The following is a 24253-nucleotide window of genomic DNA, read 5'->3' as shown; positions in this document are numbered from 1 at the left end:
CCTCGGCAGGTAGCTGGCTGCCAATTGCGGGGTCAGGTGACGTACTGAGCAATGCCATTGCCGAATGACCAGTTTTCTTTTTTCACCTCGACCAGATTGATGAACACGTCCTCCAGACGTATCGCCAACTGTGTGTGCAGGCTCTCCGCGATGGTTTTGAACAGCAACTGCTTTTTCTCCACCGTGCGCCCCTCACTGATGGTGATCTGAATGAATACCACGCCGTCGCTGCGCTGGATCCCCAGATATTGCGGATCGTAGACGAGGTGCTGGCCATCGTGTTCGGTGAGGATCTGAAAGTTGTCGTGCTCGGGCACATCGATACAACTGCGCAGGGCGGCGTAGATCTGCTCACCGATGCGTTTGGCGAAGGTGGGGTCGGGGTTTTGTCTGATGTCGACGCGAACCAATGGCATGGGAAGGCTCCGCAGGGCAGGGGACTCCTCTCACGCTAGATCATGTGGGCCAAATTGAAAGGCACGGGTACTTGATCGCGAGGTGTTTTCTGAAAGGTCTCTGTATGAGGCTGCCTACCTGACTGGCGGATTTTGCCTACGAATTCGACAGATCCATCCGCTATCGGGCAGTTGATGAATGCGAAATCATGAGGGCACAGAGCAGCCCGGGCACTCAGTGCTAAACGCCAAGGAAGGCACATGCTTCAGAATGATCGAGAAAACCTGGAACTCGAAAGACTACAAAACGAATCCCGCAAGCTCATTGTCGAGAGGCGCAAGCTTATGGCTGAGGAAAACAAACTCAAGCGAGAAGGGTTCTGGTACCCGGTAGCCGTAGGCACGGGACTGCTGACTGCGATTACGGCTGTATTCGGGATATTGACCAAGCTTTGAATGAAACGCTGCAAGCATCATGGTTTGCGATCAGGCGTATCGGATGCTCAACAACGGTTTGCATAGCAGATTGATCTCGTGACTTCGCAAAGGACAATAAACATGTACACAGAAGATCCCAAGGCCAGAGTCGAACGACTTCGACGAGAGGACGCCGAGTTCGCTGAAGAGTCGAAAGGTCTGTCCCCTGCGGAGATTCGCTCTGAATTATTCAGGTTCGCCATGGGGGCAATATTTGCGCTGGTCGTCATCACAATCGGAACGCTGGTTCTTCATTCGGTCTGAAATGTGTTCTTGAACTCGCACGGTCATACTAAAAACGACATTCGGCGTGTCTTTGCGCGACAGCCATTTTCCCGAAAACGACACCCTACTGATCTGCTCCGCACAACCATTCCTCAGCTAAGTCTTTGCTTCTGCTCATTTATCGCGGAGAATCGCGCCCCTGTTTCGGCCGGAGCATGTCTGTCGGTTTTTTCCGACGCGTCCTGACCGAGTGGCAAGTGACCGGAATGCGGAGATCCGACCGGATGAATGATCAGGCCAATAGCGTCGAAGAGCGCTTTGATGCAACAGCACCCGCTGAACTTTCGAGCTGGAATCGCCAGGACACCACCTGGATGTTGGGACTGTTTGGGACGGCCATCGGCGCCGGCACCCTGTTTTTGCCGATCAACGCGGGGCTGGGTGGCTTCTGGCCGCTGGTGATCCTCGCGCTGTTGGCGTTCCCGATGACGTTCTACGCGCACCGTGGTCTGACCCGCTTTGTGCTTTCCGGTCGTGAAGGCGCCGACATCACTGAAGTGGTCGAGCAGCATTTCGGCATCAAGGCCGGTGCGCTGATCACCTTGCTGTACTTCTTCGCGATCTTCCCGATCCTGCTGATCTATAGCGTCGGCCTGACCAACACGGTCGCCAGTTTCCTCGAGCATCAACTGCACATCACGCCGCCACCGCGTGCGCTGCTGTCGTTCGTGTTGATCCTCGGTCTGCTGGCCGTGGTGCGTTGCGGTGAGCAGGCGATCGTCAAAGCGATGAGCCTGATGGTGTATCCGTTTATCGTCGCATTGCTGTTCCTCGCGGTGTACCTGGTTCCGCACTGGAACGGCGGCATTCTCGCCACGGCTTCGCACGTGCCGGCACCGTCTGCGTTGCTGCACACGCTGTGGCTGGCGATTCCGGTGATGGTGTTCTCGTTCAATCACTCGCCGATCATCTCGGCGTTTGCGGTGGATCAGAAGCGTCGTTACGGCGTCCACGCTGAAGAGCGCAGCTCGCAGATCCTGTCCCGCGCACACCTGTTGATGGTGGCGATGGTGCTGTTCTTCGTCTTCAGTTGCGTGCTGACCCTTTCGCCGGAACAACTGGCCGAGGCCAAGGCGCAGAACCTGTCGATCCTGTCGTACCTGGCCAACCACTTCAGCAATCCGACCATCGCTTTCGCAGCGCCGTTGATTGCGTTTGTGGCGATCTCCAAGTCGTTCCTCGGTCACTACATCGGTGCGAGCGAAGGTCTCAAAGGTCTGATCATCAAAAGCGGTAAGCGTCCGGGTGCCAAGGCGCTGGATCGCATCGTGGCGGCGTTCATGCTGGTGATCTGCTGGGTCATCGCGACGCTGAATCCGAGCATTCTGGGCATGATCGAAACCATCGGTGGCCCGGTGATCGCGGCAATTCTGTTCCTGATGCCGATGTATGCGATTCGCAAGGTTCCGGCGATGGCACGCTATCGTGGTCAGGCGTCTAACGTGTTTGTTACGGCGGTAGGTCTGGTGGCGATTTCGGCACTGGTTTATAAGCTGGCGATGTAACGCGGATTCACTCGATAAGAACCGCTGTGCCTGCCCAGGCACAGCGGTTTTTTTTGCCCGGGAGCCGAGCTTGAGCGCGAAAGCGGTGAGTCATCAGCAATGATGTCGACTGACACTCCGCCATCGCTGGCAAGCCAGCTCCCACAGGGTCATGTGTAAAACTCATCCTCTTTAAAACGCCATAAACCCCTGTGGGAGCTGGCTTGCCAGCGATGAGGCCCGAACAGATAACCACGCTCCAGCAGGCATAAAAAAACGCCGCACATCTCACGATGGGCGGCGTTTTTCATTGCGTTGTAGCGTTAGGCTTGAACGACCGGGATATTGGCGTTCGCAGCAGCTTCACGGAACTCGGCGATCTGGTCGAAGGACAGGTAGCGGTAGATATCGGCCGCCATGCTGTCGATCTTGCCAGCGTATTCCATGTACTCCTCGACGGTCGGCAGGCGACCCAGGATCGAAGCCACGGACGCCAGCTCGGCCGAAGCCAGGTAGACGTTCGCGCCGTCGCCCAGACGGTTCGGGAAGTTACGGGTCGAAGTGGAAACCACGGTGCTGTTCGGCTCAACGCGTGCCTGGTTACCCATGCACAGCGAGCAGCCTGGCATTTCCATACGTGCGCCAGCTTTGCCGTAGATGCCGTAGTAGCCTTCTTCGGTCAGTTGGTGAGCGTCCATTTTGGTCGGCGGCGACAGCCACAGACGGGTTGGCAGCTGACCCTTGACCTGATCCAGCAGCTTACCGGCAGCGCGGAAGTGACCGATGTTGGTCATGCACGAACCGATGAACACTTCGTCGATCTTCTCGCCAGCAACGCTGGACAGCAGACGGGCGTCGTCCGGATCGTTCGGCGCACACAGCACAGGCTCGTTGATGTCGGCCAGATCGATTTCGATGATTTCGGCGTATTCGGCGTCGGCATCGGCTTCCATCAGTTCCGGGTTGGCGATCCAGGCTTCCATCGCTTGGGCGCGACGTTCCAGAGTACGCGCATCGCCGTAGCCTTCGCCGATCATCCAGCGCAGCAGGGTGATGTTGGACTGCAGGTACTCGGTGATCGACTCTTTCGACAGCTTGATGGTGCAACCGGCAGCCGAACGTTCGGCCGAGGCGTCGGACAGTTCGAACGCCTGCTCCAGGGTCAGACCTTCCAGACCTTCGATTTCCAGGATGCGGCCGGAGAAGGCGTTTTTCTTGCCTTTCTTCTCGACGGTCAGCAGACCGTTCTGGATAGCGAAGTAAGGAATGGCATGAACCAGGTCACGCAGGGTGATGCCAGGTTTCATTTTGCCTTTGAAGCGCACCAGGATCGATTCCGGCATGTCCAGCGGCATAACGCCGGTGGCTGCGGCGAACGCGACCAGACCGGAACCGGCCGGGAACGAAATGCCCATCGGGAAGCGGGTGTGCGAGTCACCACCGGTACCGACGGTGTCTGGCAGCAGCATGCGGTTCAGCCACGAGTGGATGATGCCGTCGCCCGGACGCAGGGAAACGCCGCCGCGGGTCATGATGAAGTCAGGCAGGGTGTGGTGGGTGGTCACGTCGATCGGCTTTGGATACGCCGCGGTGTGGCAGAACGACTGCATTACCAGATCAGCGGAGAAGCCCAGGCACGCCAGGTCTTTCAGTTCGTCACGGGTCATTGGACCGGTGGTGTCCTGAGAACCTACGGTGGTCATCTTCGGTTCGCAGTAGGTGCCAGGACGAACGCCTTTGCCTTCTGCCAGACCGCAAGCCTTGCCGACCATTTTCTGCGCCAGGGTGAAACCCTTGGTGCTTTCAGCCGGGGCTTCCGGCTTCTTGAACAGATCGAACGGTGGCAGACCCAGTTCGGCGCGAGCCTTCTCGGTCAGGCCGCGGCCGATGATCAGCGGAATACGGCCGCCAGCACGAACTTCGTCCAACAGGACCGGAGTCTTCATTTCGAAGGTGGTCAGGACTTCGTCGGTGCCGTGTTTGCAGACTTTGCCAGCATGCGGGTACAGGTCGATCACGTCGCCCATGTTCATGTTGGAAACGTCGAACTCGATTGGCAGTGCGCCGGCATCTTCCATGGTGTTGTAGAAGATCGGAGCGATTTTGCTGCCGAAGCAGAAACCGCCAGCGCGCTTGTTCGGTACGTAAGGAACGTCGTCGCCGAAGAACCACAGCACCGAGTTGGTTGCCGATTTACGCGAGGAACCGGTACCGACCACGTCACCGACGTAGGCGATAGGGAAGCCTTGACCGCGCATTTCTTCGATCTGCTTCATAGGGCCGATGGCGCCCTGTTGATCAGGAACGATGCCGTCGCGAGCCATTTTCAGCATGGCCAGGGCGTGCAGCGGGATGTCTGGACGCGACCAGGCATCTGGAGCAGGGGACAGGTCGTCGGTGTTGGTTTCGCCGGTGACCTTGAACACGCGCAGGCTGATCTTGTCGGCCAGGGTCGGACGGTTTTTGAACCACTCGCCGTCAGCCCAGGATTGCAGCACTTCTTTCGCGTGAACGTTACCGTTCTTGGCTTTTTCCGCGACGTCGTGGAACGCATCGAACATCAGCAGAGTGTGCTTGAGTTGCGCGGCAGCGACTGGCGCCAGTTCGGCGTCGTCCAGCAGGTCAACCAGAGTGACGATGTTGTAGCCGCCCTGCATGGTGCCGAGCAGTTCTACAGCGCGCTTTTTGTCCAGCAGAGGGGAGGAAACTTCGCCCTTGGCCAGTGCAGACAGGAAGCCGGCTTTGACATAGGCCGCTTCGTCCACGCCTGGTGGAATGCGATTGGTGATCAGGTCAACGAGAAATTCTTCTTCGCCAGCCGGAGGGTTTTTCAGCAGCTCGACCAGGCCTGCTGTTTGTTCGGCGTTAAGCGGCTGGGGAACGATACCCAGGGCTGCACGCTCTTCGATATGTTTGCGGTAGGCTTCAAGCACAGTTATTACCCTCATCAGTGGTCCCAAATGGGTGTCCGGGACGCTCATCCCGAAATTGCCGTACTCATGCACCTCACGACGTTGTGGGTCGTTTGGCCAGAATTACCGGCAATTCCTTACAGAAGCTGCTTTCAAAGTTTTACGCCTGCAGAACGGGGAGCTGATGAGGGTTGGCGTTGGGCTTTTCCCCGCTGGAAAAACCCTTCGCCAACACCGCTCTGAAGGAACGACTGTGCTCGTGACGCTTTGAAAACAGCTTCTAACGGACATTGGCGCCTTAAAAGGCTGGCTGATTCTACGGCAAAAAAAATTTAAAGGTAAGTCGCGCTCTATTGGACTTTCGTGGCAATGCGCGTGCCCGTGCCAAACGCCGCGCGCGACTGAGACCCTGATGTTTGAGGGGTGATCAATGCCCGACAAAGGGCTAACATGCTGACCTGTTCCGCGTTTCAGTGTTTTGCCTATCTTATGCCCAATCAGACCATCAAGACCCCCTGTGTCGGCCTCTGCTCCACTGTTTACGGTGATCTGGTGTGCCGTGGCTGCAAGCGTTTCCACCACGAAGTGATCCACTGGAATGGCTACAACGAGGAGGAAAAGCGTGCGGTGTGGTTGCGTCTGGAGCAATTGCTGTCACAAGTGATGGCGGCCAAGGTCGAGATTTTCGATCCGGCGCGCCTGCGCGAACAGCTGGAGCAGCGCAAGATCCGCTTCGTGCCGCATCAGTCGGAATATTGCTGGGCTTATCAGCTGATTGCCCGTGGGGCGCGGGTGATCATTAATCTGGAAGCCTACGGGATGGTATTGCTGCCGGAGTTTCGCGACTGGAATCTGCCGGAACTGCGCGATGCCATTGATCGGGAATTTTTCCTGCTGTCGGAAGCGCACTATCAGCGCTACATCGCCCCCGGATTCCTCAAAGACGCCTTCGGCGCCTGAAAAAGCAAAAGATCGCAGCCTTCGGCAGCTCCTACAGGTAGAACGCATTCTCATGTAGGAGCTGCCGAAGGCTGCGATCTTTTGCGCTTAATGCTTCACCGCCAGCTCCACCAGATGATCCTCAACCTCCTGCGGCTTGAGCACCAGTACATCGCTCTCCAGCGCATCCAGAATCACTTCCGCGGTATTGCCGATCAGCGCCCCTGACAACCCGGTGCGCGCCACGCTGCCAATCACGGTCACCGCTGCCTGCAGCTTGTGCGCCATGAACGGAATCAACACATCCGCCGGGCCTTCTTCAATGTGCAGATGCTCATCATCGACATCGAATTCCGCCTGAAACGCCCGACATTGTTCGCGATAGCGCGCTTCGATGGTTTCGCTCAGTTGCAGCGTCGGGTCGGCCGCCGACAGCATCGGCGACGGATGGGCGCTGATCACGTGCAGATGCGCCTTGGCCAGGCTGGCAATGTCGAAGCCATGATCAATGATCGTCGTGTGCAAATGCCGGTGTTCGCCATCGGCATTACCCACATCGACGGCCGCCAGAATCACTCGATCCTTCCAAGGCGTACTGGTTTTCACCAGCAGCACCGGGGTAGGGCAGTGACGCAGGAGCTTCCAGTCCGCCGGGGTCAGCAGGGCTTTTTTCAGTGAACTGTCCGGGTAGTGCTGCTTGATCACCAGCCCGCAACCCTCGGCCTGCTGCACATCGATGATGGTTTCGTGCAGGCTTTCGTTCCACGCCTGTTCGGTGGTCACGCTGTAGCCGTCGGCCAGCAGCGCGGCTTTGAGCACACTGAGCATGGCGGCGTGGTCGTGCTTCTTGTCGCACACCAGCAGGTGTAGATGGGCCTGGGTCACGCCAGCAATCAACTTGGCGCGCTTGAGCGCCAGGCTTTCCGAATGTTCGGGGTTGATGACCACCAGAATGCTGCGAATGGCTTGCATGAGCGGAGTCTCCAGCAAAGAAAAGGCACGGCGTTGCACAACTATAGTTGCTGCTCGATCGTGCGCGACTTGATGCATATCAACGCCAGCCGCTGGTGGTCTGCGGACAGGCCGGTATAATCGGCGGCCTTCGCTCGAACACCTTTTACCGTGAGCCCCATGATCCTTCCCGAAATCCACGAATTCCTTGGCTGCCGCACCCCCGACGCCTGGGTTCAGGCTGCCCTGGCCGATCAGGAAACCCTGCTGATCGATCACAAGAACTGCGAGTTCAAGGCCGCCAGCACCGCCCTGAGCCTGATTGCCAAGTACCATTCCCACGTCGATCTGATCAATATGATGTCGCGTCTGGCCCGGGAAGAACTGGTGCACCACGAGCAGGTCATGCGCATCATGAAACGGCGCAAGATCGAACTGCGCCAGCTCCACGCCGGTCGTTACGCTTCGGGCTTGCGCAAGGTCGTGCGCAGCCACGAGCCGGTGAAACTGGTCGATACCCTGGTAGTCGGCGCGTTTATCGAAGCGCGCAGTTGCGAACGTTTCGAGGCGCTGGTGCCGCATCTGGACGAAGAACTCGGCAAGTTCTACTTTGGCCTGCTGAAAAGCGAGGCGCGGCATTTTCAGGGGTATCTGAAATTGGCCTATCAGTACGGCGATGCGAAGGATATTGCTCAGGTCATCGAAAAAGTCCGCGCCGCCGAGCAGGAGCTGATCGAGTCGCCGGATGAAGAATTCCGCTTCCACAGCGGTGTGCCTGTCACCGCATGACTCCGTGTAGGAGCTGCCGAAGGCTGCGATCTTTTGCTCTTGAAAAAGCCGGATCAAAAGATCGCAGCCTTCGGCAGCTCCTACAGATATAGCGATCAGTGCATGAATGTTAAAAACTCTTAAGAGTATGAAACATCACCGAAAACCGGCCCCAGCGGCCGGTTTTTGCTGCCTGGAACAAACGCCTGCGCCACGAAAGCCGCCATAATGCCGACCACTTCACACAAGGGCGGCACATGGTCGATATGGATAACCTGGGTTTTGGCAAACTCCTGCTGGTGGAAGACGATGAGCGCCTCGCCGCGCTGATCGCCCACTTTCTCGAACAACACGGCTACGAGGTGCGCACGGTGCATCGCGGTGATCTGGCCGTGGCTGCTTTTCTGGAATTCAAGCCGAAAGTCGTGGTGCTTGACCTGATGTTGCCGGGGCAGAGCGGTTTGCACGTGTGTCGGGAGATTCGCAGCGTGTCGGACACGCCGATCGTGATTCTGACGGCCAAGGAAGATGACCTCGACCATATCCTCGGTCTGGAGTCCGGCGCCGATGACTACGTGATCAAGCCGATCAAACCACCCGTGTTGCTGGCCCGGCTGCGAGCGCTACAACGACGGCAGGTGCCGGACAGCAACGTGGTGAGCTTCATGGAATTTGGTCAGTTGAGCGTCGACCGCAGTTGCCGTGAAGTGCGACTGGCGGGCGAGGTTATCGAAATGACCACCATGGAGTTCGAGCTGCTGTGGTTGCTGGCCAGCGCGGCCGGCAAAGTGCTGTCGCGTGATGACATCCTCAATCGCATGCGCGGGATTGCCTTCGACGGGCTCAATCGCAGTGTCGACGTGTACATCAGCAAATTGCGCAACAAGCTCAAAGACAATCCCCGCGAACCGATGTGCATCAAAACCGTGTGGGGCAAGGGGTATCTGTTTAATCCGTTCGCGTGGGAGTTGTAGATGCTGCGGTTATTTTTCGGGCTGTTTCTGGTCATGACGTTAGGTCTGGTGCTGGCCTTGCAGACGGTCGAGCGTACCTTCGATGCCTTGCTCGATTATCAGATGCAGGACTACAACCGCGAGGCCGTGCGTGGGCAGGCATGGACATTGGGCCAGCAGTTGCGTGACCTCGACGGCCCGGCCCGGGAACAACAGCTGGAAACCATCCGCCCGCATTACGGTTTGGGGCTGACGCTGGTCGACGCCTCTGAACTGGCCCTGAGCGCCGAGGAAAAAGCCGAGCTGGCCAAAGGGCTGCTGGTGATCCGCGACAAGTACAACCAGTATATTTCCGCGATTGACGAAGGGCCGCAGTTGCTCAGCATCCGCTTGCCGGCCGAACCGAGCCTGATGCCGTTTTATATTGCCGCTGCCTACCTGATGATTGCCGTGTTGATCGGCATCGTCCTGTTTTTCTGGGTGCGTCCGCACTGGCGCGATCTGGAAAAACTGCGCCTGGCCGCCGAGCGTTTCGGCGATAACGACCTGTCGGTGCGCATCCAGTTGTCGAAGCGTTCGAACATCCGTGACCTAGCCGAACACTTCAACCTGATGGCGGCGCGCATTGAAGGGCTGATTGCCAATCAGCGGGAACTGACCAACGCCGTGTCCCACGAGTTGCGCACGCCGATCGCGCGGCTGTCGTTTGAGCTCGACCAGCTCAAGCAGCAGCCGGACGCCAGCCAGAACCGCGAGCTGATTGCCGACATGTACGCCGACCTCGGTGAGCTGGAAGAAATGGTCTCGGAACTGCTGACCTACGCCAGCCTTGAGCGCGGCGCGACGGTGATCAAACGCGAAAACATCGAGGCCGCCAATTGGCTCGACAGTGTGGTTGGCAGCGTGGCGCTGGAAGCAGAGGCGGCGGGGGTGCAGTTGCTGATTGCTGATTGCCGGATCGACACGGTGCGCATCGAACCGCGATTCATGGCGCGGGCGGTGATCAATCTGCTGCGCAACGCGATTCGTTATGCCGAGCAGCGCGTGGAGGTGACGCTGGAACGCACGGGCGATTATTACCAGGTGCGGGTCAATGACGATGGGCCGGGTGTGCCGGTGGATGGGCGGGAGAAAATCTTTGAACCGTTTTCGCGACTGGACGCCAGCCGGGACCGGCGTACCGGCGGGTTTGGCTTGGGCCTGGCGTTGGTGCGAAGAGTGTCGCAATCCCATGGCGGCCAGGTTGAAGTGGGTGATTCGCCTTGGGGTGGGGCGTCGTTCCGGATGACCTGGGCGCATCTGGATTAATGCCGTGCCTGTACCGGCCCCTTCGCGAGCAGGCGCGCTCCCACATTGATTTATGGCGCCGATTGGATTTTTGTCACACACAAAACCTGTAGGAGCTGTCGAGTGAAACGAGGCTGCGATCTTTTGATCCTGACCTTCAACGTCAAAACACCGCAGTTTCTACAGGGCAGCGCAGGTGGCGAATTTAACGGGTCAGTCCGAGCCGTTCATGCCACTGGGCAATGGATTCCTCGGGGTAGACGTCGAACTGTTTGTCTTTCGCTTTAACCTCGACTTCCACCCAGGTTGCTTTCGAACCGAGCATCAGATGCGTGTGTTCCGGCGGCCCCGGCAGCGGCGTGTCGATGGCCGAGGCAAACGGGTGGATCAGCTCCGGCCATTCCGGGCTGAACAGCCACAGGCCGCTGCCGCACAGTGAGCAGAAATGCCGCTCGGCGCTGCTGCGATGGGCGCGCTTGGCGCCATCGTCTTTCATCTTCGCGTGGTAGATGCTGATGTGTTTGCGCCCGCGCACCTTGAGGCTTGTTGCGTCGCCGCCGAGGTTGATCGCATAACCGCCGCCGCCCTGGGTCTTGCGGCAGATCGAGCAATAGCAGCGTTGATAAGGGTAGGGGTGGGTGCTGGTGAGGCTGAATGTGACCTCGCCACAATGGCAGGAGCCTTCGAGATGCATGGGTGCTCTCCCGTTTTGAATGTGCGGTTGAGCCTAGAACATTCAGTGCGATGGCGGCCGGTGTGATTCGACGGGCGGGCGCAGCGTCTAGCCCCAGTGTCCCCGCAATCCCATGGGGCGAGACTTCGGAACCCGGCATGCAAGCGCTGTTGAACGAGATTCTTGACGCTGTCCGCCCGTTGATCGGGCAGGGCAAGGTGGCTGACTACATTCCCGCCCTCGGCACCGTGCCGGCCAATCAACTGGGCATCGCCGTGTACGGCAACGACGGCGAGATGTACTGCGCCGGTGACGCCGAGACGCCGTTCTCGGTGCAAAGTATTTCCAAGGTGTTCAGCCTGGTGCAGGCGATCGATCATTCCGGCGAAGCAATCTGGGAGCGCCTCGGTCATGAGCCGTCCGGGCAGCCGTTCAACTCGCTGGTGCAGCTGGAATTCGAGCGCGGCCGGCCACGCAATCCGTTCATCAATGCCGGTGCGCTGGTGATCTGCGACATCAACCAGTCGCGTTTCGCCGCACCGACCCTGTCGATGCGCGATTTCGTCCGGCGCCTGTCGGGCAATCCGCAGATCATGATCGACGGCAAAGTGGCCGACTCCGAATACCAGCACCGCGCGCGCAATGCGGCGATGGCTTACCTGATGCAGTCGTTCGGCAACTTCCACAATGACGTCGAAGCGGTGCTGCGCAGCTATTTCAGCCACTGCGCGTTGCGCATGAACTGCATTGATCTGGCCCGGGCGTTCTGCTTTCTGGCCAACGACGGTTTTTGCAAACACAGCGGCGAACAGATCCTCACGCGCCGGCAGACCCAGCAGGTCAACTCGATCATGGCCACCAGCGGGCTGTACGACGAAGCGGGCAACTTCGCGTACCGCGTCGGCTTGCCGGGCAAGAGTGGCGTCGGCGGCGGGATTGTCGCGGTGGTGCCGGGGCAGTTCACGGTGTGCGTGTGGTCGCCGGAGCTGAATGCCGCCGGGAACTCGCTGGCGGGGATGGCGGCGCTGGAGATGCTTAGCGCGCGGATTGGCTGGTCAGTGTTCTGACCCGATCTGCCAAACACCACAAAACCCTGTGGGAGCTGGCTTGCCAGCGATGTGGCCCTGTCAGTCACTATGAATTTGCCTGAACCACCGCTATCGCTGGCAAGCCAGCTCCCACAGGTTTCTTTAGTGTTTGAGGAGGTGTATTTCATCGAGTAATCCGCTACATTTTCCGGCCGCTCCCTGCATGGTGAATCCGCTTCATGTCTCTCGCGCTCGAACGTCTAGTCGCTGGCACGCCGATCCCTTTCGCTGGTAACCGCGTCACCGTGGTCAGCCCCGAACTGGCCGCGCGCTTTCAGCCCGGTGACCATCTGCTGGTCGAGCAGGTCAGTGGCGAGTTGCTGTTGATCCCCGTGGCGGATCAGCAAGCGGCGTCCGTGGCGATCGAGCGTGCGGCAGCGGCATTCACTGCGTTGTCGGCGGTGTCCGATGAGGCCATCAGCCAGTTTTTCGACCTGTTTGCGCAACGTCTGGAAAGTCCGGAGTGCTGGGCGCAGATCGAGTCCGCCAACCTGGCGGACATCGAGCGGGCCAAGGCGCGCGGTCGTTCCACCACCCGACTGCTCGCTGATGAGCGCATGCGCCGCGACATGATCGCCGGCCTGCGTGCCTGGCGGGATGCCGCCGCCACGCGGGGAAAAGTCATCAGCAGCGTCGAACACGATGGCTGGAAAGTCGAACAAGTGGTCTCGCCGCTGGGCATCGTCGCGTTTGTCTTTGAAGGCCGGCCGAACGTCTTCGCCGACGCGGCGGGTGTCCTGCGCACCGGTAACACCGCCGTGCTGCGTATTGGCAGCGATGCGTTGGGCACTGCGCAAGCCATCGTTACTCACGCGTTGAACCCGGCACTGGCCGATGCCGGTCTGCCGGCCGGTGCGGTGTCGTTGGTGGAAAGTGTCAATCATGCCGCCGGTTGGGCGATGTTCGCTGACCGACGTTTGTCGTTGGCGGTAGCGCGCGGTTCGGGGCGTGCGGTCAGTCAATTGGGCAGCATTGCCCAGCAGGCCGGCACCGCCGTCAGCCTGCACGGCACGGGGGGCGCGTGGTTGATCGCGGATCTCGCTGCCGATGCCAAACGTTTCGCCGCCGTGGTGCGCAACTCGTTGGATCGCAAGGTGTGCAACACCCTCAACGTGTGCCTGATCCAGCGTGATCGCGCGGCAGAACTGGTGCCGTTGTTTCTCGATGCGCTGCAACAGGCCGGCACCGCGCGTGGCCAGGGCTGCAAATTACACATCGTCGAAGGCAGCGAAGGTTGCTTGCCGAGTGAGTGGCAGAACGCGACGGTCGAGGTCTATCGCGCCGAGGGTTATCAGACTGAAGCACTGGCCGAACCCTTGGCGGAATCGGCGTTGGGCCGCGAGTGGGAATGGGAAGAAACCCCGGAAGTCAGCCTGATGATCGTCGATGATCTGGATCAGGCGATTGCGCTGTTCAACCGCTATAGCCCGCAATTCACCGTGTCTTTGATCAGTGAGGATGCAGCCGTACAAGAGCGTTTCTACAACGTGGTCAACGCGCCGTTCGTGGGCAACGGCATTACCCGTTGGGTTGACGGCCAGTACGCGCTGAACAAGCCGGAACTGGGGCTTTCGAACTGGGAGAGCGGGCGCTTGTTTGCGCGCAGTGCGATTCTTTCTGGTGACGGCGTGTTTACTGTTCGTAGCCGGATGACGCAGATCGATCTCACAATAAAACGCTGATCCCGTGTAGGAGCTGCCGAAGGCTGCGATCTTTTGATCTTGCTGTTAAAAACAAGATCAAAAGATCGCAGCCTTCGGCAGCTCCTACAGGGATGGCTTGAATTTCAGGCGGCTGCGGGGGCGTTTGCGTGGATCGCGCACGTCGCCGGTTGCTCGGCCAGCGGCACAAACGTGCGGCGGTCGGCGGACAGCGCGTCGATCGAACCGGTCTCGATGTCATACACCCAGCCATGCAGATTCAGCAGGCCTTTCTCCTGAGCCAGACGTACGCTCGGGTGGGTCTGAATGTTCGCCAGTTGCGCGATCACGTTTTCACGCACCATCGAACTCAATTTCGCCGCGTCGCTGGCATGCGGCCGCGCTTCATTCACCACTTTTGCCGACTCGGCATGCTGCAGCCAGCCACTGACGGCGGGCAGGTGATCCATGCATTTGCACTGGGCAATTGCAGTCATCGCGCCGCAGTCCGAATGCCCGCAGATCACAATGTCAGTTACGCCAAGCACCGCCACTGCGTATTCCACCGTCGCCGAAACCCCGCCCGGATGCGGGCTGTAGGACGGCACGATATTGCCGGCATTACGGATCACGAACAGCTCACCGGGTTCTTGTTGGGTCAATAATTCTGGCACGACACGGCTGTCGGAGCAGGTAATGAACAGAGTTCCTGGCTGTTGCGTGGTCGCCAGGTGTTTGAACAGTTCGGTGCGTTGCGGAAACGCTTCGTTCTGGAATTTCAGGAAGCCATCAATCAGGTTTTTCATGGTGTTGTCCTCTCAGTTCGAGCAACCGCTGCCAAATTCGCTGTATTGAAGAATGTGTTTGCCGCCGTGGCTGTCCAGATACGTCATCTCGACCGGGACCACGCCACACACGTCGGCAGCCGGTGTGATGCTCAGCACTTGGGCGATATCCAGTTGCATGCCGTAGCGGTAGGCGACGGCCTCGTCAGCGGCAAAGGCCTGAACGGAAAAACCGCCGAGCAGGGCCAGGGTCAGTAGCATTTTTTGCATGGGACAGCCTCCAGACGCAGTGGTGACAGGTAACCTTTTTGGGGAGAGTGGCCCGCACGCGGTGTGCGGGCTGGTGCGGATCAGAACGGACGCAGGGGCAGGAACTTGCCGTCAAGGGTAACGACCGCGCGGGAGCCGCCTTCCGGATCTTCGACTTTCTTGATGTCGAGTTTGAAGTTGATCGCGCTGATGATGCCGTCGCCGAACTGCTCGTGAACCAGCGCTTTGAGGGTGGTGCCGTAGATCTGGATCATCTCGTGGAAGCGGTAGATGGTCGGGTCGGTCGGCACACCGCTGAGGCTGCCACGCAGCGGGATGATCTGCATCGCCGCGACGTCGTCAGCGCTCAGCTCCAGCTTGTCACCGACCACTTGGGCGGCGTTCTCCGGCAGCGGGTGCTGGCCAAGCAGGGCAGCGGTGACGTACGCCAGGCTCAGGCCGGTGTCGTCAGCGAGATCCTGCCACGACAGATCTTTGCGTGCCTTGGCGTCGAGAATGCGGGTGGTCAGGGCCAGGCTGGTGTCGTTGTAGGCGTGGGACTGTTGCATGGTGTCACTCCTTTCAGGGGTTGGCTTGCTGTGTGGGATTCATCTTCTGCCGATTGATCCATAGCGTCCAAGACCGATATACAATGCTTCGCATAAGCCCTGCCTATAGATGGTGTTCCCATGCTGCTGCGACATTTGCGTTATCTGCTGGCTGTTGCCGATCACGGCGGCTTCACCCGTGCCGCCGAGGCATTGCACGTGTCGCAGCCGACCCTGTCGCAGCAGATTCGCCAACTGGAGGAAACCCTGGGGGTGAACCTGTTTGATCGCACTTCGCGCACGGTCAAACCCACCGATGCCGGCGAGGCCTACATCGAATGCGCGCGACGGGTGTTGGTGGAGTTGGAGGCGGGCAAGCGCGCGTTGCATGACGTGAAGGATCTTTCTCGCGGGACGTTGCGCCTGGCGATGACGCCGACGTTCATGGCGTATCTGGTCGGGCCGTTGGTGCGCGACTTTGCCGCGCGGTATCCGGGGATTCATTTGCAGATTTTCGAGCTGTCGATGGACGACATCGAGGCGGGTCTGGCGGATGACTCGCTGGATATTGCGATTGCCTTTACACCCGTGCGCAACGCCGATATCGAATGCATTCCGGCGTTTACCGAAACGCTGGCGATCATGGTCGGGCGTGAGCACCCGCTGTATGAGTCCAGCTCGGTACTGACGCCGGAAGATATCGCTTCACTGGATTTCGCCTTGCTGGCGCCGGACTTCATCACGCGGCTATCGGTGGATGAATATTTCCGTCAGCACGGGATTACGCCGCAGGTGCGGATCGAGGTGAATTCGGTGAGTACATTGCTGGAGGTGGTGCGTCATTCGCCGGTGGCGACGATGCTGCCGCAGGCGATCGCGACGGAGGATCGGGCGTTGCGCCGGTTGCGCGTCGAGAGCGAGGCGCCGCAACGTGGGGCGGCGGTGTTGCGGCGGCGCAATAATTATCACAGTGCGGCGGCAGTGGCGTTTGTGGAATTGGTGTTGGGCATGGGAAGCCCCTCACCCTAACCCTCTCCCAGAGGGAGAGGGGACTGACCGAGGGATGTTGGAGTAATACGCCGACCTGAAAGTGTTCTGCTGAATCCATAATCAACTCGGTGTTCCCTGTTGACGAATGACTTTATACAACTCGATCGGCTCCCTCTCCCTCGGGAGAGGGCTGGGGTGAGGGGCTACAATTCCAGTCACGCCATATCAATGCGAGCGAACCAAAAAAGGCCTGCTTCCTTTAAGGAAGCAGGCCTTTCAATTATTTAATGACTGACTCAGCAGAACCGATCAATCACCCGAACTTCGTTGTTGTTCTGCATCGAATCCCACGCCTGTTTCAGCGTTTGCAGAACATTCCCGATGAAGTCCTTGTCGGCCGCGGCTTTCTTGCCAACATAACCGTGGCCACGGCGGTACATCTTCAAGCGGGCCAGCAGGTTCTGATGGTTGCGGTCGAACTCGTCTTCGTCAGCATGGGTCGCCAGGCAGTCGATATGTACCTGACCCGACTTGCTGATCCACAGAATATGGCTGTCGTGGCTGTCTTTCTGCGCAGCGAACATACGAGCCAGTTCTTCGATAGTAGGTTGATTGTTCAGATTCATGATATTGCCCCTTGACCAGTCTGGTGATCTTTCAAAGTTGATTCGCTAATACAGGTAGCCCATCGGTTAGTTGATCCCTGGCACCGAAACCAGGACGTCAGCGCTCGCCCGTATGAAGTACGGGGTCGTGCATCTGTTGCATGTAGTCGTGTTGAATAACTGCTACGCAATAGCGTCACAACGAGGAGAAGCAGCGAAAACCGGGAGGCTCCTTGACGACATTTACCGTGTCGGCCACAAGCGTCTTGAGAATTTTCGCCAGCGCTTCTCGTCCTTGTACTGGACGTTCAGGCCAGGTCAGCTTCTTCAATCTGCCTTGTGGGCAGCGTGTATCCGGAAAAAACAACTCGGCGGTCAGACGAGTTTGCTCAAGCGTGTTACGCGTGTTCCCGATCGGGGAACGTCTTCATCATGCAAAAGCAAAACGACGCCGTCAACGGTTTTGTAGTGATTATTTTTGTTCACTACATATTGTCGGACAAAGCTGTTTTGGAATGAGAAAGAATCCGTTCAGACAACGGAAAAAGGCGTTCGCAGGCGATAGAACGTGCACGGATAGCCGTCCACTTCACGCTGCTGCCGGGTGAAATCGCCGCCGGTCAACAAAGGGATCAGCCCAGCCCAGAAGCGCTGTGCCGGCAGGTTGGCGTCGATATGGAAAATCTGCCACTGACCGGGGATCCGGCTCAAGAGGGCAGAGACGACAAACTGCGCGACGCCTTGGCCACGAAAGCGTCGTGCAATGAAGAAGTAGCCGATGTTGTGTTCGGCGCCGGCGAGATGGGTTTCGTTGTCGGCGGTCACGAAACCGGCGAGTTCGCCGTCGACGCGAATCAGGAAGGGTTGGGTGGCCGAGTGACGCCAGTAGTCGATTTTCGGCTGAATCGAGAAAAAGCCGTGCTCGGCGAGCTTCAGCGGCAGCCACTCGCTGAAGTCGTACATGTAGAACTGCATGAGGTTTTCGATGATGTCCAGCTCATCGCGTTGGGCGGGGTGCAGTTCGATATTGGCCATGCGCCGGGTTCCTGAAAGTGCTGAGCCTTGCAGAAACAGTAGCGCGTTTTATTTGCCTGCCGGTTTCGCCGCGCGTTTGGTGGTGCCCGTGGTTTTGCTGCGGGTCGATTTGCGTTTCTTCTTCCACGGGGCCGCCGCTTTACCGGCTGGTGGCGGGCCGCTGATGGTCAGGCTGAGGCTGGAACAGCGCGTCACCTGTTTGCTCATCCATGCCGCTTGTTTGGTGACGAACTCTTCCAGACTCATTTCGCCGCTTTGCACCATGTCCAGCGCCTGTTCCCAGATTGCGGTGGTGCCGGGGTCGGCAATCGCGCGGGGCACCGCATCGATCAGGCTGAACGCGGCCGGGGTGGCGGCGAGGGCCTTACCGTTTTTCACCAGATAGCCCCGATCAATCAAGCCCTGAATGATCGAGGCACGGGTGGCTTCGGTGCCGATCCCGGTGGTGTCCTTGAGTTTCTGTTTGAGCAGCGGGTCTTCCACCAGTTTGGCGACGTTTTTCATCGCCTTGATCAGATCGCCTTCGGTGTAGGGCTTGGGCGGTTGCGTCCACAGGTCCTTGAGTTTCACCGCGGCGATGGCGCATTCGACACCCTGGCTAAGGGCCGGCAAGGTTTGTGGCGCCGGAGCTTCGCGGCCCTTGGCCGGTGCCAGCGCTTCGGGCAGTGCGCGTTTCCAGCCCGGTTCGATGATCTGTTTGCCGACTGCGCGCAGGGCTTCACCGGCGCAATCGAAATCGGCCTGGGTGCGATCGTATTCGTGATTGGGCAGGAATTGCGCCAGATAGCGTGCGCGGATCAACGTATAGACCGCGCGGTGCTTGCCGCTCAGGCGTTCAAGGTTTTTCGCCGCAGCGGTGGGGATGATGCCGTGGTGCGCGCTGACCTTGGCGTCGTTCCATGCCCGGGAGCGGCGTTGGGGTTCGAGAAAGCCTTGCAGCGCCTCAAGACCCGGATCGGCCTGACGCAGTGCGGCGAGAATCCCCGGCGCCTCACTGTGCTGGCTCAGCGGCAGATAGCCGCAATCACTGCGCGGATAGGTGATGACTTTGTAGGTTTCGTAGAGGACCTGGGCGATGTCGAGGGTTTCCTGCGCGCCGAGGCCGAGTTTCTTCGAACAGACTTCCTGCAAGGTGCCGAGATCGAAGGGCAGGGGCGCCACTTCACGCATGCGCTCGGTTTTCAGCTTCACTACCCGGGCACTGGCAGCGCTGCGGATCGCTGCCGCGGCTTGTTGGGCCAGCGCCTGATTCAGGCAGCGATCCTGATCGTCACAGACGTCCGGCGGCGCGCGCCACTGTGCGGTAAACGGGATGCCGTTGTGCAGCAAATCGACATCGATTGCCCAGAACGGCACCGGCACGAAATCGGCGATGCTGCGGTCGCGATCCACCACCAGACGCAAGGTTGGCGTCTGCACCCGGCCTACCGGCAATACGCCTTGATAACCCGATTGCCGCCCCAGCAGCGTGAACAGCCGGCTCATGTTCATGCCGATCAGCCAGTCCGCCCGCGAGCGGCCCAGCGCCGAGTGATACAGGCTGAACGTTTCGGCCCCCGGTTTCAGTGCCGCCAGAGCCTTGCGGATCGACGCTTCGTCCAGCGCCGACAGCCATAAACGACGGATCGGCCCGCGATAGCGACAATGTTCGACCAGTTCCCGGGCGATCATCTCGCCCTCACGGTCGGCGTCGGTGGCGATGATCAGCTCGCTGGCTTCACCGAGCAGGCGCTTGACCGCTTTGTACTGGCTGGCGGTGCGCGGCTTGACGGTCATTTTCCACTTGTCCGGGATGATCGGCAGATCGGCCAGTACCCAGCGCTTGTAGCGCGCGTCGTAGGCATCCGGCGGGGCGGTTTCGAGCAAGTGGCCGATGCACCAGGTCACCGTGACGTCCGTTCCCAGCCAGCAGCCGTCGCCCCGACGCCTGGCGCCGAGCACGGCCGCAATGTCTTTGGCCTGAGAAGGTTTTTCACAGAGGTACAACCGCATAACCACCCACGTCGATCAAGATCCGCACAGGTGCACAGAATGGCCGGACTTGGCTTCAGCGGCAACTTTTATCTGTATGGATATACAGATAAAAAGGATTGCAGCACGTGACGGGTAATACCGGGACGCAGCCTGGGCTATCGAGAAATTGATTAGCCTGCGGTTTGCACTTGTGTCAGGTTTTTCAGCGATTCAAACACGCGAGTGACAGGACGATCTCGCCAGAAGATCGCCGTGGTCTGTCGACACTGACTACTCAGAAACAAGGAAGTCCACCATGGCTCAAGCCAAATCCACAACCACCAGCGCCTTCGACCAGGTCGATGCTTTCAGCCACTTGTATGACCGTGGCGTCGGGCTGGTCAACGGCAAACCCTCATTCACTGCCGATCAGGCCGCTGACGAAATCCTGCGCAAAGGCCTGTCGTGGGGCGACAAGAACGCTGATGGCAAAATCGACCTCAGCTATACGTTCCTGACCGAGAAACCGGCGAACTACAACGTCAAGCTGGGCAACTTCAGCGAATTCAGCGCCCAGCAAAAAGCTCAGGCTGTGCTGGCTATGCAATCCTGGGCCGACGTCGCCAACGTCACCTTCACTGAAGGCAAGGGCGGCGATGGCCACATGACCTTCGGCAACTATGACGTCAGCACGGGTGGCGCGGCTTTCGCTTATCTGCCGAGCGGCGGTGGTTATGACGGCCAGTCGTGGTACCTGATCAACGATCAATATCAGGTCAACAAGACCCCGGACACCAACAATTACGGGCGCCAGACCCTGACCCACGAAATCGGCCACACCCTCGGCCTGTCGCACCCGGGCGCCTACAACGCCGGTAACGGCAACCCGACCTACAACGACGCCAAATACGCTGAAGACACCCGTGGCTACAGCCTGATGAGCTATTGGAGCGAAGCCAATACCGAGCAGAACTTCAGCAAGGACGGCAGCGGCGCGTACGCCTCGGCGCCGTTGCTGGACGATATCGTCGCTGTGCAAAAACTCTATGGCGCCAACTACGCGACCCGTGCCGATGACACCACTTACGGCTTCAACTCCAACGCCGAGCGCGATTTCTACAGCGCCACTTCGGCGTCGTCGAAAGTGGTGTTTTCGGTGTGGGATGGCGGCGGCAACGACACGCTGGATTTCTCCGGCTTCAGCCAGAACCAGAAGATCAACCTCAATGAAGGCTCGTTCTCCGATGTCGGCGGTCTGGTGGGCAACGTGTCGATTGCTTACGGTGTGACCGTGGAGAATGCGGTGGGCGGTTCGGGCAATGACCTGCTGATTGGCAACGCGGCCGCCAATGATCTGTTCGGCGGTGCCGGCAACGACATCCTCTACGGTGGTGGCGGTGGCGATACCTTGTGGGGCGGTGCAGGCGCAGACACCTTTGTGTTTGGCGCGGCCAGCGATTCGACCATGACCGCGCCGGACTGGATCATGGATTTCACCAGCGGTCTGGACAAGATCGACTTGTCGGGGATCGCTGGTTTCGCCACGGGTGCGGCGTCGCTGAACTTTGTCAGCGGCTTCACCGGGCATGCCGGCGACGCGATCCTGACCTACTTCGCGCAGACCAATCAGACCAGCCTGATGGTTGACCTGACGGGGCAGGGTTCGGTGGACTTTGCAGTGGGTGTGGTGGGGCAAGCGGTGGCGACTGATATTCTGGCGTGATGCCTGAAGATCGGCCCTCACCCTAACCCTCTCCCAGAGGTAGAGGGGACTGACCGAGTTGTCTGGCGAAATACATCGACCTGAAAAACCGAGTCGATTATGGATTCAAAGCCAATCGTTCAAGTCGGTGAATCTCGCCAATATCCCCCCATCGCTTCCCTCTCCCAGAGGTAGAGGAGACCGATTGAGGGATGCTACAGAAGTACATTGACCTGATAGCGCTTTGCCGAATCCATAATCGAAGCAGGACTTTCAGGTCGATGTAGAACGAAAGACACCCCCGTAGGCACCCTCTCCCTCGGGGAGAGGGCTGGGGTGAGGGGCTTTTGAAATTGATGGGCCGTTCGGCTGTAAAACCACCCCAACCAGAACCGATGGGCTATACCTGAACCGGTCTCTTCGCCGTATTCAGGGGAACCCCATGAAAAGCTCCGGCCTCAGTCCCGTCATAAACCTCGAACAACTTGTCGGGTGCCTGGTGGTGAAATTCCACGGCATCCAGGTCGCTACGTCCTCCCGCGTGCTGATCCTCAACGAAGCCAACTACCCGCCGGTTTATTACGTCCCCCGCGAAGACATCGACGAAAAGTATTTCGCCCGCACCGATCACACCAGTTATTGCCCGTACAAGGGCGATGCCAACTACTTCAGTCTGCAAGTGCCGGGGCATGAAGGGGCGAATGCGGTGTGGACTTACGAAAATCCGAAAGTGTCAGTAGCGCCGATCCGCGACTACGTGGCGTTTTATCCGGATCAGGTGAAGTTCGAAGTGATCAAGGCTGATGCCTGAGCAAAAAAACGGCGAGGGTAAAGCCCTCGCCGATTGAGTTGTCTGGGTGAGTTTCAGTTCTTGTCGAGATCAATATTCTTCGTCTCACGCAAACAGATCATCCCCACCACCAGACTCACCCCGGTAATCAGCACCGGGTACCACAGCCCATAGAAAATGTCCCCGGTGTACACCACCAGCGCAAACGACACGGTCGGCAGAAACCCGCCAAACCAGCCGTTGCCGATGTGGTACGGCAGCGACATCGAGGTGTAGCGAATGCGCGTCGGGAACAGTTCGACCATCAGCGCCGCAAGCGGGCCGTAGCACATGGCCGAGATGATGATCAGCGCGACGATCAGCGCCACGATCATCGGTTTGTTGATCTGCTGCAGATCGGCTTGTTGCGGGTAGCCGGCCAGGGTCACGGCGCCACGCAGGGCGGCTTCGTCGTAGCCGTCGATCTTCACGTCACCGATGCTGACCTGTACGCCGCTGCCGGCCGGGGCGGCGGCGCTGGAGTAGGGCAGGCCTTGCTTGACCAGAAAGGTTTTGACCTTGTCGCACGGGCTGTCGAATTTGGCTTTGCCCACCGGGTCGAACTGGAAGGTGCAGGTCGCCGGATCCGCCAGCACGGTGATCGGCGCCTGACGGCTGGCCTGGTCGATCGCCGGGTTGGCGTAGTGGGCGAGGGATTTGAAGATCGGGAAGTACAGCGCCGTGGCCAGCAGCAAGCCGAGCATCAGCACCGGTTTGCGTCCGACCTTGTCCGACAGCCAGCCGAAAATGATGAAGAACGGCGCACCGATCACCACGCTGATGATCAGCAAGGTGTTGGCCACCGCCGGGTCCATTTTCAGGAACTGGGTGAGGAAGAACAGCACGTAGAACTGCGCGGCGTAGAAGGTCACCGCTTGCCCGGCGTTGATGCTGAACAGGGCGATCAGCACGACTTTGAGGTTTTCCCACTTGCCGAAGGATTCGCGGATCGGCGCTTTCGAGGTTTTGCCTTCCTCTTTCATCTTCAGGTACGCCGGCGACTCGTGCAGGCTCAGGCGGATCCAGGTGGAAATGCCCAGCAGCACGATCGACAGCAGGAACGGAATGCGCCAGCCCCAGACTTCAAACTGATCGCCGGTAAAGTAGCGGCAACCGAGCACCACTAGCAGTGACAGCAGCAGGCCGAGGGTCGCGGTGGATTGAATCCAGCTGGTGTGGAAACCGCGCTTGCCAATCGGCGCGTGCTCGGCCACGTAGGTGGCTGCGCCGCCATACTCACCGCCGAGCGCCAGACCCTGAAGCATGCGCAGCACCACTAGAATGATCGGCGCGGCGATGCCGATGCTGGCGTAGGTCGGCAGCAGGCCGACGCAGAAGGTCGCCACGCCCATCAGAATGATCGTCGCGAGAAAGGTGTATTTGCGCCCGATCATGTCCCCCAATCGACCGAACACCAACGCCCCGAACGGCCGCACGATAAAGCCAGCAGCGAAGGCCATCAGCGCAAAGATGAACGCCGTGGTGTCGTTGACCCCGGCGAAAAACTGTTTGCTGATCACCGCCGCGAGGGCGCCGTAGAGGAAGAAGTCATACCACTCGAAGACCGTTCCCAGTGACGAAGCGAAGATGACTTTTTGTGTGGCATTGCTGGTCTCGGCGCTGCTCGCCGCGCCCAGCGTCTGAGCGTGTTCTGACATATCGGTATCCCTCACAGTGATTGTTTTTGTTGTTCCACTGGTGTTGC

The 24253-nt window shown here is 59.1% G+C and carries 22 protein-coding genes; 11 read left to right on the top strand and 11 right to left on the bottom strand.

Annotated elements, in window-relative coordinates:
* Positions 1–32 precede the first annotated feature (32 nt).
* Positions 33–416, bottom strand: coding sequence for a tautomerase family protein (locus QZR14_RS16100; RefSeq protein ID WP_250606773.1), 384 nt, complete (start codon positions 414–416; stop codon positions 33–35).
* A gap of 240 nt (positions 417–656) precedes the next feature.
* On the opposite strand from QZR14_RS16100, the gene QZR14_RS16095 reads away from it, so the two are divergent.
* On the top strand, positions 657–851 hold the full coding sequence (locus QZR14_RS16095; RefSeq protein WP_007911016.1) for a hypothetical protein: 195 nt from the start codon (positions 657–659) through the stop codon (positions 849–851).
* A gap of 530 nt (positions 852–1381) precedes the next feature.
* Positions 1382–2662, top strand: a complete 1281-nt coding sequence (locus QZR14_RS16090; RefSeq protein WP_250606771.1) for an HAAAP family serine/threonine permease — start codon at positions 1382–1384, stop codon at positions 2660–2662.
* Positions 2663–2964: 302 nt separating this feature from the next.
* On the opposite strand, the gene acnB is transcribed toward QZR14_RS16090, so the two are convergent.
* Positions 2965–5574, bottom strand: coding sequence for a bifunctional aconitate hydratase 2/2-methylisocitrate dehydratase (gene acnB, locus QZR14_RS16085; protein ID WP_250606876.1), 2610 nt, complete (start codon positions 5572–5574; stop codon positions 2965–2967).
* A 468-nt stretch (positions 5575–6042) separates the two neighbouring features.
* On the opposite strand from acnB, the gene QZR14_RS16080 reads away from it, so the two are divergent.
* On the top strand, positions 6043–6513 hold the full coding sequence (locus tag QZR14_RS16080; protein ID WP_250606875.1) for a DUF1289 domain-containing protein: 471 nt from the start codon (positions 6043–6045) through the stop codon (positions 6511–6513).
* Positions 6514–6600: 87 nt separating this feature from the next.
* On the opposite strand, the gene QZR14_RS16075 is transcribed toward QZR14_RS16080, so the two are convergent.
* Positions 6601–7464 carry a universal stress protein gene (locus tag QZR14_RS16075; RefSeq protein WP_250606769.1) on the bottom strand — a complete coding sequence of 288 codons (864 nt, stop codon included), beginning with the start codon at positions 7462–7464 and terminating at the stop codon, positions 6601–6603.
* A gap of 159 nt (positions 7465–7623) precedes the next feature.
* Here QZR14_RS16075 and QZR14_RS16070 point away from each other — a divergent pair, with 159 nt between their 5' ends.
* The 3 genes from QZR14_RS16070 (at position 7624) to QZR14_RS16060 (ending at position 10472) form a co-directional block, all read left to right on the top strand.
* Positions 7624–8232 (top strand): tRNA-(ms[2]io[6]A)-hydroxylase, encoded by a 609-nt coding sequence (locus QZR14_RS16070; protein WP_311997084.1) that lies wholly within the window; start codon positions 7624–7626, stop codon positions 8230–8232.
* Positions 8233–8477: 245 nt separating this feature from the next.
* A complete protein-coding gene (locus QZR14_RS16065) occupies positions 8478–9185 on the top strand; it encodes a winged helix-turn-helix domain-containing protein (protein ID WP_093437091.1) in 708 nt (235 codons plus the stop codon).
* Positions 9186–10472 (top strand): ATP-binding protein, encoded by a 1287-nt coding sequence (locus QZR14_RS16060; protein ID WP_250606768.1) that lies wholly within the window; start codon positions 9186–9188, stop codon positions 10470–10472.
* A 184-nt stretch (positions 10473–10656) separates the two neighbouring features.
* Here QZR14_RS16060 and QZR14_RS16055 read toward each other — a convergent pair whose 3' ends face one another.
* Positions 10657–11145, bottom strand: coding sequence for a GFA family protein (locus QZR14_RS16055; RefSeq protein ID WP_311997083.1), 489 nt, complete (start codon positions 11143–11145; stop codon positions 10657–10659).
* Between the two features lie 137 nt (positions 11146–11282).
* Here QZR14_RS16055 and glsB point away from each other — a divergent pair, with 137 nt between their 5' ends.
* Both glsB and QZR14_RS16045 read left to right on the top strand, forming a co-directional pair.
* Positions 11283–12191: a glutaminase B gene (glsB, locus tag QZR14_RS16050; protein ID WP_007911001.1), complete on the top strand. Its 909-nt coding sequence runs from the start codon at positions 11283–11285 to the stop codon at positions 12189–12191.
* Positions 12192–12391: 200 nt separating this feature from the next.
* Complete coding sequence (locus tag QZR14_RS16045) at positions 12392–13894, top strand: aldehyde dehydrogenase family protein (RefSeq protein WP_311997082.1); 1503 nt, start codon at positions 12392–12394, stop codon at positions 13892–13894.
* A gap of 104 nt (positions 13895–13998) precedes the next feature.
* Here the strand turns inward: QZR14_RS16045 and QZR14_RS16040 are convergent, their stop codons facing one another.
* The 3 genes from QZR14_RS16040 to cynS all read right to left on the bottom strand — a co-directional run bounded on the left by QZR14_RS16040 (position 13999) and on the right by cynS (position 15455).
* Positions 13999–14658: a carbonic anhydrase gene (locus tag QZR14_RS16040; RefSeq protein ID WP_250606765.1), complete on the bottom strand. Its 660-nt coding sequence runs from the start codon at positions 14656–14658 to the stop codon at positions 13999–14001.
* A gap of 12 nt (positions 14659–14670) precedes the next feature.
* Entirely contained in the window at positions 14671–14907 is a 237-nt protein-coding gene (locus tag QZR14_RS16035; RefSeq protein ID WP_250606764.1) for a DUF2790 domain-containing protein, read from the bottom strand.
* An 80-nt stretch (positions 14908–14987) separates the two neighbouring features.
* Positions 14988–15455: a cyanase gene (gene cynS, locus QZR14_RS16030; RefSeq protein ID WP_194934597.1), complete on the bottom strand. Its 468-nt coding sequence runs from the start codon at positions 15453–15455 to the stop codon at positions 14988–14990.
* Positions 15456–15575: 120 nt separating this feature from the next.
* On the opposite strand from cynS, the gene cynR reads away from it, so the two are divergent.
* Positions 15576–16463, top strand: coding sequence for a transcriptional regulator CynR (cynR, locus tag QZR14_RS16025; protein WP_250606762.1), 888 nt, complete (start codon positions 15576–15578; stop codon positions 16461–16463).
* Positions 16464–16720: 257 nt separating this feature from the next.
* On the opposite strand, the gene QZR14_RS16020 is transcribed toward cynR, so the two are convergent.
* The 3 genes from QZR14_RS16020 to QZR14_RS16010 all read right to left on the bottom strand — a co-directional run bounded on the left by QZR14_RS16020 (position 16721) and on the right by QZR14_RS16010 (position 20056).
* Entirely contained in the window at positions 16721–17050 is a 330-nt protein-coding gene (locus tag QZR14_RS16020) for a hypothetical protein (RefSeq protein ID WP_007910633.1), read from the bottom strand.
* 510 nt (positions 17051–17560) lie between these two features.
* Positions 17561–18064: a GNAT family N-acetyltransferase gene (locus QZR14_RS16015; RefSeq protein ID WP_250606761.1), complete on the bottom strand. Its 504-nt coding sequence runs from the start codon at positions 18062–18064 to the stop codon at positions 17561–17563.
* 48 nt (positions 18065–18112) lie between these two features.
* Complete coding sequence (locus QZR14_RS16010; protein WP_311997081.1) at positions 18113–20056, bottom strand: DNA topoisomerase III; 1944 nt, start codon at positions 20054–20056, stop codon at positions 18113–18115.
* A gap of 277 nt (positions 20057–20333) precedes the next feature.
* Here QZR14_RS16010 and QZR14_RS16005 point away from each other — a divergent pair, with 277 nt between their 5' ends.
* Both QZR14_RS16005 and QZR14_RS16000 read left to right on the top strand, forming a co-directional pair.
* On the top strand, positions 20334–21740 hold the full coding sequence (locus tag QZR14_RS16005) for a serralysin family metalloprotease (RefSeq protein WP_311997080.1): 1407 nt from the start codon (positions 20334–20336) through the stop codon (positions 21738–21740).
* Positions 21741–22161: 421 nt separating this feature from the next.
* Entirely contained in the window at positions 22162–22530 is a 369-nt protein-coding gene (locus QZR14_RS16000) for a DUF427 domain-containing protein (RefSeq protein ID WP_311997079.1), read from the top strand.
* Positions 22531–22583: 53 nt separating this feature from the next.
* On the opposite strand, the gene QZR14_RS15995 is transcribed toward QZR14_RS16000, so the two are convergent.
* Positions 22584–24206: an MFS transporter gene (locus tag QZR14_RS15995; protein ID WP_311997078.1), complete on the bottom strand. Its 1623-nt coding sequence runs from the start codon at positions 24204–24206 to the stop codon at positions 22584–22586.
* Positions 24207–24253 lie beyond the last annotated feature (47 nt).

Origin of the sequence: Pseudomonas sp. rhizo66, assembly GCF_031931925.1 — a bacterium.
GTDB lineage: Bacteria > Pseudomonadota > Gammaproteobacteria > Pseudomonadales > Pseudomonadaceae > Aquipseudomonas.
The sequence above is the reverse complement of the archived record's forward strand: the minus strand, read 5'-3'. Positions and strand labels throughout refer to the sequence as shown.